Genomic DNA, 13,167 nt, shown 5'->3' with positions numbered 1-13,167 from the left:
AGAGTTTTAATGAAACAGTCAAAAATGTTAATTCCAACGTTAAGAGAAGTACCAAATGATGCAGAAGTCTTAAGTCATCAAATTCTGTTGCGCGCAGGCTATATTCGTCAAGTCGCTGCAGGGATCTATTCTTATTTACCTTTAGCCAATCGTGTTTTAGAAAAATTAAAAACGATTATGCGAGAAGAATTTGAGAAAATTGATGCAGTTGAAATGTTAATGCCTGCGTTATTACCAGCAGAACTTTGGAAAGAATCAGGCCGTTATGAAACTTATGGACCTAACTTGTATCGCTTAAAAGATCGCAATGACCGTGACTATATCTTAGGCCCAACGCATGAAGAAACCTTCACAGAATTAATTCGTGATGAAATCAATTCTTACAAACGATTACCTTTGAATTTATACCAAATTCAAACAAAATATCGTGATGAAAAACGCCCACGTTCTGGCTTATTAAGAGGCCGTGAATTTATCATGAAAGATGGCTATTCTTTTCATGCCGATGAAGCTAGTTTAGATCAATCATACCGTGATTACGAAAAAGCTTACTCACGCATTTTTGAACGCTGTGGACTAGAATTCCGTGCCATTATTGGGGACGGTGGTGCCATGGGTGGTAAAGATTCTAAAGAATTTATGGCGATTTCTGAAATTGGGGAAGATACTATTTGTTATTCAACAGAAAGTGATTATGCTGCCAATTTAGAAATGGCAACAAGTCTTTATACGCCGAAAAAATCACATGAAACACAATTAGATTTAGAAAAAATTGCAACACCAGAAGTGGGTACAATTGCCGAAGTGGCAAACTTCTTTGAAGTTGAGCCACAACGTATTATTAAATCAGTACTATTTATTGCCGATGAAGAGCCAGTAATGGTCTTGGTTCGTGGCGATCATGATGTCAATGATGTCAAATTGAAAAACTTCTTAGGCGCTGATTTCTTAGATGAAGCAACAGAAGAAGATGCTCGCCGTGTCTTAGGAGCGGGCTTTGGTTCAATTGGTCCAGTCAATGTTTCCGAAGATGTTAAAATTTATGCAGATTTAGCTGTTCAAGATTTAGCCAACGCCATTGTTGGAGCTAACGAAGATGGCTATCATTTGACAAATGTAAATCCAGATCGTGATTTCCAACCAATTAGTTACGAAGATTTACGCTTTGTTCAAGAAGGCGATCCTTCTCCTGATGGCAATGGTGTCTTAGCCTTTACCAAAGGAATCGAAATTGGTCATATCTTCAAATTAGGAACGCGTTACAGTGATGCTATGGGCGCAACAGTTTTAGATGAAAACGGTCGTGAAAAATCAGTGATCATGGGTTGCTATGGCATCGGCGTTAGTCGTTTACTTTCAGCAATCGTTGAACAAAATGCAGACGAGCGCGGTATTAATTGGCCAACAGGAATTGCGCCATTTGATTTACACGTGGTCCAAATGAATGTGAAAGATGAGTATCAAACAAAACTATCACAAGAAGTTGAAGCAATGATGACCGAAGCGGGCTACGAAGTATTAGTTGATGACCGCAACGAGCGTGCAGGCGTAAAATTTGCTGATGCTGATTTAATTGGTTGTCCAATCCGTATTACAGTCGGGAAAAAAGCAGTCGATGGTGTGGTAGAAGTCAAAATCAAACGTACTGGTGAAATGTTGGAAGTACGCAAAGAAGAATTAGAAAGCACACTTTCTATTTTGATGAACACAACATCAGAAGTGGAATAATAATGAAAAGGGCGGACAGAATGATTAGGATAAACTGTTTCCGCCACTTATCAGCGTTTAAGCTTGAAGCAAAAATCTAAAGTGATTTTTGCTTCAAGCTCTTCTTAGCTCTTTTTAGAAAAGAAACAAGATTGTTTTTTTACAAAAAACGAGTATACTTAATAGAGAAGCGAATGCAGAGAAACCGAAAAAAGGCACTTGACAGATTTGTCTGAGGGCCTTTTTTCAATGATAGAAGGAGGTTCATTTTGTGACAGAAAAAGCACGCGATTTATTTGATAAACTGATGACGCAAATTCAGTTAGATGACACAGCGAAAGAACATCCCTTAATTCAAAATGGCCGGATTGACAAGGTCATTGTTCACCAACAAAGTCGCTTATGGGAATTTCATTTAAGTTTTGATGAATTGATGCCAGTGATGCTATATCAAACATTTATGCAACAATTGGAACTAGCTTTTCAACAAATTGCGCAGGTTTCCGTTCAAATAACCACAAATCAGACAACATTTACTGAGGAACAATTAACGGATTATTGGCAATTGGCCTTGTTAAATAGTCAATGCAATACACCGTTAGTTCAGAAAGTCTTAAAAACACAGACACCACAATTTGAAGATCGGAAAATTATCTTACCTGTTGATAATGAAGCAGTTATTCCTTATTTGAAGCAACAATATTTACCAATTATTGAGGAACTTTATTTCTCTTACGGGTTTCCTAAATTTCATATTGAACCAAAAATGGATCAACAGCAAGCTGCAGAAGTGCTGAAAAAGTTTGAAGAGCAAAAATTAGAACAAGCCGCAGCCTTTCAACAACAAGCTGCTGAATCGCTTGTTAAACATGAACAAATGAAAAAAGAAAAACAACAACAAGCGCCTGCGTTTGATGGTCCAATTCGTTTAGGTCGGAATATTCCCAATGATGAACCCATTATGCCAATGGGAAATATACTGGAAGAAGAACGTCGGATAACGATTGAAGGCTTTATTTTTGATAAAGAAGTGCGTGAATTGCGTTCTAAACGAAAAATTTTAATTTTGAAAATAACTGATTATACTTCCTCTTTCGTGGTGAAGAAATTTTCGAATGGGGAAAAAGATGAACAAGTTTTTGATGCGATTCAACCGCAAAGTTGGATTCGTGTTCGTGGTAGTGTACAAGAAGATACCTTCATGCGTGATTTAGTCATGAATGCCCAAGATTTGATGGAAGTCGCCCATGCGCCAAGAAAAGACTACGCGCCAGAAGGTGAAAAACGTGTAGAATTACACATGCATAGTAACATGAGTACAATGGATGCGACCAATAAAGTCGGTGACTTGGTGGCGCAAGCGGGGAAATGGGGTCACAAGGCCATCGCAATTACGGATCATGGCGGCGCCCAAGCGTTTCCTGATGCCCATGCTGCAGGTAAAAAAGCAGGCGTTAAAATTTTATACGGCGTGGAAGCTAATATTGTTGATGATGGTGTACCCATTGCTTACAACGAAGAACATATTGAATTAACAGATGCTACCTATGTGGTCTTTGACGTGGAAACAACGGGGCTTTCCGCTGTTTATGATACAATTATTGAATTGGCCGCTGTCAAAATGCACAAAGGAAATGTCATTGAGACTTTTGAGCAGTTTATTGATCCTGGCCATCCATTATCTCAAACGACAATCAATTTAACTGGGATTACAGATGAAATGGTGCGCGGTTCAAAATCCGAAGAAGAAGTTTTACGCATGTTTAAAGAGTTTTCAGAAGGAACTATTTTAGTGGCCCACAACGCTTCTTTTGATATGGGATTCTTAAACACAAGTTATGGCAAACATGGAATACCTGAAGCGGCTAATCCCGTCATCGATACATTAGAATTATCCAGATTCTTGTATCCACATTTCAAAAGCCATCGTCTAAATACCTTATCGAAAAAATTTGGCGTCAACTTAGAACAACATCACCGCGCCATCTATGACTCGGAATCAACGGGTCATTTGTGCTGGATTTTCTTAAAAGAAGCGAAAGAGAATCATGATATGCATTTCCATGATGATTTGAATCGTCATATTGGCGAAGGAGACTCATACAAACGAGCTCGACCTTTCCATGCAACGATTTTAGCAACAACTCAAGCAGGATTAAAAAATCTTTTTAAATTGATTTCCATGTCCAATGTAGATTATTTTTTCCGAGTACCACGGATTCCTCGTTCGCAATTATCGAAGTTAAGAGAAGGGCTTTTAATTGGTTCCGCATGTTCAAACGGCGAAATTTTTGAAGCAATGATGCAAAAAGGTGTCGAAGAAGCAAAAAATCGTGCCAAATTCTACGATTATATTGAAGTTATGCCCAAACCAGTTTACGCGCCATTAATTGAACAAGAATTGGTGAAAAATGAAGCAGATTTGGAAGAAATTATTAGTAATCTAGTGAAAATCGGTGACGAACTTGGCAAGCTGGTTGTCGCCACTGGAAATGTTCATTATTTAAATGAAGAAGATGCCATCTATCGGAAAATTTTAGTCGGGTCTATGGGTGGCGCTAATCCGTTAAATCGCCATAGTTTACCAAAGGTTCATTTCAGAACCACCGATGAAATGTTAACGGAATTCCAATTTTTAGGACAAGACGTCGCTAAGCGAATTGTAGTAGAAAATCCCAACAAAGTCGCTGATTTATGTGAAGAAGTTATTCCAGTAAAAGACGATTTGTATACGCCAAAAATTCCTGGGTCTGAACAAGAAATCACTGATTTAAGCTACAATCGTGCGCGCGAATTGTATGGCGATCCTTTACCAGAAATTGTCGAAAAACGGTTAGAAAAGGAACTGAATTCGATTAACGGGAATGGTTTCTCGGTCATTTATTTAATTTCTCAAAAACTGGTGCATAAAAGTAATGAAGACGGCTATTTAGTCGGTTCACGGGGCTCTGTCGGTTCGAGTTTTGTTGCGACAATGACAGGGATTACTGAAGTAAATCCTTTAGCGCCACATTATTATTGTCCTGAGTGTCAATATTCTGAGTTCTATGAAGATGGTTCCTATGGTTCAGGGTTTGATATGCCTGAAAAAGCCTGTCCAAAATGTGGCGCTCGATTGTTTAAAGATGGTCACGATATTCCTTTTGAAACGTTCTTAGGGTTCCATGGCGACAAAGTTCCCGATATCGATTTGAACTTTTCTGGCGATTATCAAGCCGAAGCCCATAACTACACGAAAGTTCTTTTTGGTGAAGAATATGTCTATCGGGCAGGAACCATTGGTACAGTAGCTGACAAAACAGCGTATGGCTTTGTTAAAGGATATGAAAGAGATCATAATTTACATTTGCGTGGTGCTGAAATTGATCGCTTAGCCAAAGGTTCAACAGGGGTTAAACGGACGACTGGGCAGCATCCCGGCGGTATTATTGTAATTCCTGATTACATGGATGTTTATGACTTTACGCCAATTCAATACCCTGCTGATGATCAAGAGGCAGAATGGAAAACGACGCACTTTGATTTCCATTCCATTCACGATAATATTTTAAAACTTGATATTCTGGGACATGATGATCCAACCGTGATTCGGATGTTACAAGATTTATCTGGGATTGAGCCAAAAACCATCCCAACAGACGATCCAGAAGTGATGCGTATTTTTGAAGGACCTGAGGTTCTAGGTGTGGATGCAGAGCAAATTTATTCTAAAACAGGAACGTTAGGAATTCCTGAATTTGGAACACGTTTCGTTCGAGGCATGTTAGAGCAGACCCATCCATCAACTTTTGCAGAATTACTTCAAATTTCTGGACTGTCTCACGGAACCGATGTGTGGCTAGGGAATGCAGAAGAGTTGATTCGCCGTGGCGAAGCCAATCTTGCTGAAGTAATTGGTTGTCGGGATGATATCATGGTATATTTAATTCATGCTGGTTTGGACAGTGGGATGGCCTTTAAGATTATGGAAACGGTACGTAAAGGACAATGGAATAAGATTCCTGATGAACTACGGGATACGTATTTAAATGCGATGAAAGAAAACAACGTCCCTGACTGGTATATTGATTCTTGTTCTAAAATTAAATATATGTTCCCGAAAGCCCATGCGGCAGCATACGTATTAATGGCATTGCGGGTCGCTTACTTTAAAGTTTATTTCCCAATCTTATATTACTGTGCATTTTTCTCCGTTCGGGCGGATGACTTTGACTTAGTGGCAATGTCACAAGGGAAAGAAGCTGTGAAAGCACGAATGAAAGAAATTACGGACAAAGGGATGGACGCCTCCACTAAAGAGAAGAACTTATTAACGGTTTTAGAATTATGTAATGAAATGCTGGAACGGGGCTATAAATTTGGCATGATTGATTTGTACAAATCGGACGCTGAAAATTTTGTGATTGAAGGGGATACCTTGATTGCACCTTTCCGAGCAGTGCCAAGTTTAGGACTCAACGTAGCGAAAGCCATTGTCGCTGCGCGAGAAGAGCAACCGTTCTTGTCGAAAGAAGATTTGGCAACACGAGGCAAAGTTTCTAAAACGTTAATTGAATACATGAATGAAAATGGTGTCTTAAAAGACTTGCCAGATGAAAACCAATTATCATTATTTGATATGTTATAAAAGAAAAATCTCTTAGAAAAAGGCCGGTGAAGCAACTTATTCACCGGCCTTTTTTAGTCATCAAATAAATTAGAAAATCATTGCTAGAAGCGTTTTAATTACTTATTAAAAAGCCATCTTTATTTAATTATGTTGAGCTTGTGCATAAAAAGTAAAATGCTTATGATAAATGAAGAGCTTTATTTTTTAATAAGAAAGGAATTGGTTATATGGACAAAAAGCAATTACGATGGTTCACCGTCGGGTTAATTGCCTTTAACATGGTCTGGGGTCTTGGAAATGTTGTGAATAATTATGCACAACAAGGGATTTCAGTGGTCACTTCATGGCTTTTGATTTTAGTTTTATATTTTATTCCCTATGCGTTAATCGTAGGACAGTTAGGTTCAACATTTAAAGACAGTAATGGTGGGGTTAGTTCGTGGGTGCAAAATACCAGTACTAAACGTCTAGCCTATTATGCAGCATGGACTTATTGGGTAGTGCACATTCCTTACTTGGCACAAAAACCACAAGCAATTTTAATTGCCTTAGGTTGGGCAGTTCAAGGGAATGGAAACTTAGTCAATACGATGCCAATCGTAACGGTATCATTTATTTCATTAATAATTTTCTTGGTTTTCTTGTTATTATCAACAAAAGGGTTAACCACCTTAAAAGTTATTGGTGGTTTAGCTGGAACCGCCATGTTTGTGATGTCTATTTTATTCATTTTATTAGCGGTAGGCGCACCATTTATTAATTCAACGGTTGAATTTGCGACGCCAAACATGTCACAAGTCAGCACCTACATTCCTAAATTTGATTTTAGTTATTTTACAACCGTATCAATGTTAGTTTTTGCGGTAGGTGGCGCTGAAAAAATTTCTCCTTACGTAAATGCAACTAAAAATCCAGCCAAAGAGTTCCCTAAAGGAATGATTTTCCTAGCAGCAATGGTTGGTTTATCGGCTGTTTTAGGTTCATTTGCAATGGGAATGTTATTCTCAAGTGACAATATTCCTAAAGATTTAATGGCAAATGGTGCCTATAGTGCCTTCCAAAAATTAGGCGCGTATTATGGTGTCGGTAATCTCTTAATGATTGTTTATGCGTTAACGAATACAGTGGGTCAAGTGGCTGCGTTAGCCTTTTCAATTGATGCTCCACTGAAAATTCTTTTAGCTGAAGCAGATCCAGAATTTGTTCCAAGTTGGTTACGTAAACGTACGAAAAAAGGTACGTTAATTAATGGTTACCTATTAACAGGTATTTTAGTAAGTATTATTATCGCTTTACCGATGTTTGGGTTGAAGGACATGAACGAAGTGGTTAAATGGCTAACTAACTTAAATTCTGTAGTTATGCCAATGCGTTACTTGTGGGTCTTCTTTGCCTATATGCTTCTAAACAAAGCATACAAACAATTTAATTCAGAATATAAATTTGTTAAAAATCCTAAAATTGGTTTTGTGTTTGGTCTCTGGTGTTTCCTATTTACAGCCTTTGCTTGTATCCTAGGAATGGTGCCTAAATTTGAGTATGCCTCAGACCCTCAAGGCTGGTTGTTCCAATTAGCTTCTAACATTGTAACACCAATCGTCTTAATTCTATTAGGAATGATTTTACCAGCAATTGCACGTCGTGAGAAAAAAGACACGATTTTGCCAATTGATTCAGCAGAATAATTGGTTACATGTTTCAAGGATAAAATAGCCAGTTTAAGTATTTTTCGTGAGATAAATGGTCAATAGGACTGTTTGTCTCACGTTTTTTTCTGTCGATTTTTCTCTAAAATTTCTATTGTCTCTTAAAAATATGAGAAAATCAGAAGAATTTCTCCTGTATACTAAAGGTATCTATCATTAAAAATGGTTATTAACGGAGAAAAAGGAAGTGAACCTCATGACTAAAACACTTGAAACACAACCAGAAGAGAAAACGGTCTTTCTTTGTAAAGAAACGAATCCAGATTTTTTAGGACGAGAAATTTATGCGGATAATGTTGAAACACTGTATAATTTTTACTTAATTCGCAAGCTTTATTTAGCGAAAGAGTACCAAAATTTAGCAGAAGGGGAACAATTTTTTGAGGCTTTATGTGAAAGTTGGGATGAATCAGAACAGTTTGAAGAGTTAATTGTTAAAAAGATTTATGTCTATGTTGAAACGGAGTTAATGTACTACACTGTTTATTTTGGAAGCTTTGAGCCGACCACTCGTGACTTACGATTCGCATTGAAACAATGGATGTATGAAATACCGACAACTAAAAATAAAAAAACAGTCCGTATGAATGAAACCAATGTGCAAGTAGTGCCGCAAGAAAATCAATTAACGGAATTAGCTGGTGAAATTGCTGTCTTACGTGAAATGTTGACACTTTTAAAAGAAAATTTAGCCTCCTTGAATGAAGCCGTTAAGCAAACGAGAAATCCCGTCATTTCTAGACAAATAAAAACGATCCATTTGAAAAGAGCTTCTCCTGTGATAGCCGCAGAACAGGCATCGCTAAAAGTATCAGAGGATACTAATCCGGAACAACCAGACGTCAATCTCTCGCCTGATAATCTGGAAAATCAAGAAGGTGAAACAACTGTAGCAACAAGTGAAGCAGTGCTTCCCGTTAACAAACTAGTGCTTGAAGAACCAGCGAAAGAACCAGTGTTATCTGAACCAGCGCCAATTAAAGAAGCGCAGCTAGAAAAAAAACAAGAAAACCAGCAGAGCACTGCGGCAAAACCTTTATTTACTTTTCCACAAGAAACAGAAAAAAGCTCGCTAAATTCAGTGGATAAGTCTGCCGAAAAAGAAGAGGAGCAGAAGCCAGAAAAAGAAGCTGTCTCTATGGAAAGTGAGAAAGAAAATTCATCAAGTCGGACAATTCCTGCGGACTTTCAACGACAATTGGACGAATTAGAAGAGGAAATTTATCGTCGCTTTATGAGTCGCCAGTTAGAGGATACTGATGGAAATCAAGCAGTACCGAAAATAACGATTGAAAAAAGACAGTTAGAAGCACAAATGTTTGAAGCAAAAGCATTCTCACAATCATTTAAACAAGTTCAAAAGAAAAAGGCAGGAGACGTGCGAATTTGCAATCAGTTAAGTTGTATGAAATTAGAAAAAGGATTAGATAAATTTTTAGACGAAGTTACAGAATATGTTGAAAAGCGGACACTATTTAATAAAAAGGTTCGTTGTCCGCTCCCAGTAATCAGAGAATTGGAAGGCTATGGGCAATTAAACCAGTATATGCAGAAAATCCTTGACTGTTATTAATCGTTTATTTAGGAGAAGGTAAGACAAAACCGTTCAGTTTATCAGCTTTTAAGCCTGAAACAAAAATCACTTTGGATTTTTGTTTCAGGCTCTTTCTTATTATCTCTGGAAAAGATTTCAAGAGAATTTTTGAAATACTAGTGAAAATCCTATAAATTGTAGTATAATTTTCAAAGATGAATGAAAGGCGTGAAGTCATTGAAAGACAAACAAGTGTATGCAGTAGTTGACCTTGAGACGACTGGAACAGATCCTACAAGTGATCGGATCATTCAGTTTGGATGCGTTCTCGTTCAAGATGGAAAGATTATTGCGAACTTTGCGACAGATGTGAATCCCAATCAAGTAGTACCAAAACAAATTCAAAGTTTAACGGGGATTAGTAATACGCAAGTTCAAAAAGCGCCTTATTTTGAAGATGTAGCACATACAATTTATCATTATCTGGAAGATACTATTTTTGTGGCGCATAACGTCCACTTTGATTATAATTTTTTAGCTCGTGAACTGGTACGGTGTGGCACGCCGCCACTTACTATTCCAGCCATTGATACAGTGGAATTGGCACAGATTTTTTTACCGACAGAAAAAAGTTTCCGTTTAAGTGATTTGTCGGAAAGTTTAGGTTTGTCTCATGAGAATCCCCATCAAGCAGATAGTGATGCGCAGGTTACAGCCGAACTTTTGTTATTAATTCAAGAAAAAATGAAATCTTTACCATTAGTCACTATGGAAAAAATTGCGGAATTAAGTCAACAGACAGCGCGGGAAACCAGTGCCTTTATTCAACAAACGTATGAACAAATGAAAAAACAAGTCACACCATTAAATCCAGCTTATCAAGTGGTCAGTGGCATTGCTTTACGCAAAAAAGAAGTTCCTCTTTTTGAAGAAACGTTCTATCAGACTAGCACGTATCCCAAAACTAAAAAAGCCAAAGAAAAACTGTTTGGGGAACGTTTCGCTTATCGTGCGGAACAGAGTCGGATGATGAATTTAGTCTATGATCATTTTACAGAAGGAACGACAAAAGATTTATTTATTGAAGCAGCGACTGGAACGGGAAAAACATTAGGCTATCTGTTGCCGATGAGCTATTTAGCAACGCCAGAAAAACCAGTTATCATTTCAACAGTTTCGATTGTTTTACAAAATCAATTAGTGGAAAAAGATTTACCATTAGCCAATCAAATCTGCCAAGGAAAATTACGAGGCATTGTTATTAAAAGCCATCGACACTATCTTGATTTACAACGCTTTAAGGCAACGTTGAATCAGCCAACTCCGCAAAAACAATACGCTCTTTATCAAATGGGCGTTCTCGTCTGGTTGCTAGAAACAGAAACGGGCGATTTAGATGAACTACAATTGACGAATTTAAATCATTTATTCTGGAAAGAAGTTACACATCGCGGATTGGATTTTCTTTCAAAAAAAGATGAACTTTATGAAGTTGACTTTTTAAGACATTTGTATAAAAAAGTCGCTCAAAGTAACGTGTTGATTGTTAATCATGCATTTTTGGCGCAAGAGTCGCTAAGAAAACAACCGTTATTACCTGAAAGTCCGTGGCTAATTATTGATGAAGCACATCATTTACCAGACATCGCTAGTCGGATGGCGAGCGAACGAGTGAACAGCGTGATACTAAAAAAACAAGTCACGCATTTTATTGAAAAAGAACAACTTTTTGTTGCTTTACAGCAAATTTTTCAACAGTTTTCTGAAGAGCAGCGGCTTGTAAAAGTTTATCAGCAAGGTTTACTGGATTTTGTGGATGAATGGCAAGATTTTCTTTTTGAACTGCATCGTTTATTTAGTAAAACACAGAAGCGGATAGACCATCAGGAGTTGCTTTTAACCAAAGAACGTATTGATTATTTATCTGCTGCGGGAGAAAAACATAGTCAAACGCTCCAGCTTTTACTGCAGGAGCTGTTAACTATTCAAAGTAAGTTACAGCAAACAATTATGAGTCAGTTGGAAACCTTTAGTTTGGCTGATCGCATCGTTTTTGTTCGCTTGTTTCAATTTTTTGATGAAATTGAACGTATTCACCACTGTTTTACCATTTATCTTGATGATTGGCGTCCACGTTGGGTAAAAGAATATTTACCACAAAATGAAGACCATGGCTTGATTGAAATTCATGACTTAGAAGCTAGTTTGCTTCCCGAAACAAAGTGGTATCCGCGGTATGAACGAATTATTTATACAAGCGGCACATTGAAGTTTGGCAACAATAAAAAGTATTTACCGCAACGGTTAGGTTTAACAGAGGTGACGTTCAAAACCCTGCCAACGCCATATAACTATGCAGAAAATGCGCGAGTCTATGTACCGGAAGAAGCAGTAGCCATTCAAAATGCCTCTTCCTATGAAATGGGTCAATACATTTCAGATACCATTGAAAAATTGATGGCGCAAGAGGAACGTTCAATGTTGGTTCTTTTTACTTCGCATGAATTATTGTCCACCGTGTATCATCAAGTCCAGCCAAGGTTATTGGAAAAAGGACAAGAGGTCCTCGCCCAAGGGATTAGCGGCAGTCGTGAAAAAATTCTTAAACGGTTCTCTAATGGAAAACCAAATGTCTTGCTAGGAGCCGATAGCTTTTGGGAAGGTGTGGACTTACCAGGAACAGCTTTACAGTTATTGATAGTCACGCGTTTGCCTTTTGAAAACCCGAAACGACCACTTGTGCAAGCAAAATATGCGTATTTAGAAGCAGAAGGGATACAACCATTTGCTCAAGAAGCGGTACCGAAAGCAGCCTTACGTTTGCGACAAGCACTGGGCCGTTTAATCCGTTCTGAAGAAGATAGAGGGGCATTGCTGATTCTGGATCGTCGTTTAGTCACTGCAAAATATGGCAAACGATTAATCAAAGCGTTTCCCAAGGGACTCTCAGTAAAAGAAGCGCCCATGCCTGAAATTTTAGAAGAATTAAAGGAATTTTTAAACAAATAATTGATTATTTTTAGGTCATATTTGTGAAAGGCCGCTATTTTTCTGCTATAATAAGACCCAGTAAGTTTAGAGAGGATGGAAGGATTTTTGGAGGAATTAGAAGAAAAGAAAGAGAAGAAACGGATTACTGTCCTTTTAACCCTATTGGCAATCCTTTTAGCAATTCTTGTAACAATAATTATCTTTTTTGTACGAACCAATCAACCAATGGCTCAAGCCAAAAAAGAAGCAACCGCAATTGCCAAAACTTCTGCTAATTTAGAAACAGTTGATAAATTTTACTGGTTTACACGCAAAAATACGTATTTTACTTTAACCGGCAAAAATGATAAAGGCACAGAGATTGTCGTGATTGTCCCTAAATCGGGAGAAAAAGTCACGGTCTTAAATCAAAAAGATGGTCAAACAGAACAACAAATAACAGACATTGTTGCTAAAGCCCATCCCGATGAATCGGTGATGAAAGCTACGTTAGGGCTTTATGATAAGCGCCCTGCATGGGAAGTGGTCACCGAAAATGATCAAGGAGTACTGACGTATTATCTGATGAGCTTTGATAAAGGCGAAGAGATCAACGTTGTCAAAGATATTTAATTTAGATA

6 protein-coding genes are annotated in these 13,167 nt (G+C 37.9%); all 6 read left to right on the top strand.

All coding sequences use genetic code 11. The features are described from left to right. Positions 1–9: 9 nt before the first annotated feature. The 6 genes from IGM09_RS08900 (at position 10) to IGM09_RS08875 (ending at position 13,159) form a co-directional block, all read left to right on the top strand. The gene (locus IGM09_RS08900; protein WP_002359769.1) at positions 10–1,728 is read left to right on the top strand and encodes a proline--tRNA ligase; all 1,719 of its coding nucleotides are present in this window, start codon (positions 10–12) and stop codon (positions 1,726–1,728) included. Positions 1,729–1,978: 250 nt separating this feature from the next. Further along, positions 1,979–6,334: a PolC-type DNA polymerase III gene (locus IGM09_RS08895; RefSeq protein ID WP_002400824.1), complete on the top strand. Its 4,356-nt coding sequence runs from the start codon at positions 1,979–1,981 to the stop codon at positions 6,332–6,334. A gap of 209 nt (positions 6,335–6,543) precedes the next feature. Beyond that, entirely contained in the window at positions 6,544–8,001 is a 1,458-nt protein-coding gene (locus tag IGM09_RS08890; RefSeq protein ID WP_002356790.1) for an amino acid permease, read from the top strand. Positions 8,002–8,218: 217 nt separating this feature from the next. Continuing rightward, the gene (locus IGM09_RS08885) at positions 8,219–9,595 is read left to right on the top strand and encodes a hypothetical protein (protein WP_113826060.1); all 1,377 of its coding nucleotides are present in this window, start codon (positions 8,219–8,221) and stop codon (positions 9,593–9,595) included. A 180-nt stretch (positions 9,596–9,775) separates the two neighbouring features. Further along, complete coding sequence (locus tag IGM09_RS08880; protein ID WP_033625070.1) at positions 9,776–12,565, top strand: ATP-dependent DNA helicase DinG; 2,790 nt, start codon at positions 9,776–9,778, stop codon at positions 12,563–12,565. A gap of 75 nt (positions 12,566–12,640) precedes the next feature. Continuing rightward, entirely contained in the window at positions 12,641–13,159 is a 519-nt protein-coding gene (locus IGM09_RS08875; RefSeq protein ID WP_002382785.1) for a DUF5590 domain-containing protein, read from the top strand. The last annotated feature ends 8 nt before the right edge of the window (positions 13,160–13,167 follow it).

The sequence above is a fragment of the Enterococcus sp. DIV0167 genome, from assembly GCF_050541555.1.
Lineage (GTDB): Bacteria > Bacillota > Bacilli > Lactobacillales > Enterococcaceae > Enterococcus > Enterococcus faecalis.
The sequence above is the reverse complement of the archived record's forward strand: the minus strand, read 5'-3'. Positions and strand labels throughout refer to the sequence as shown.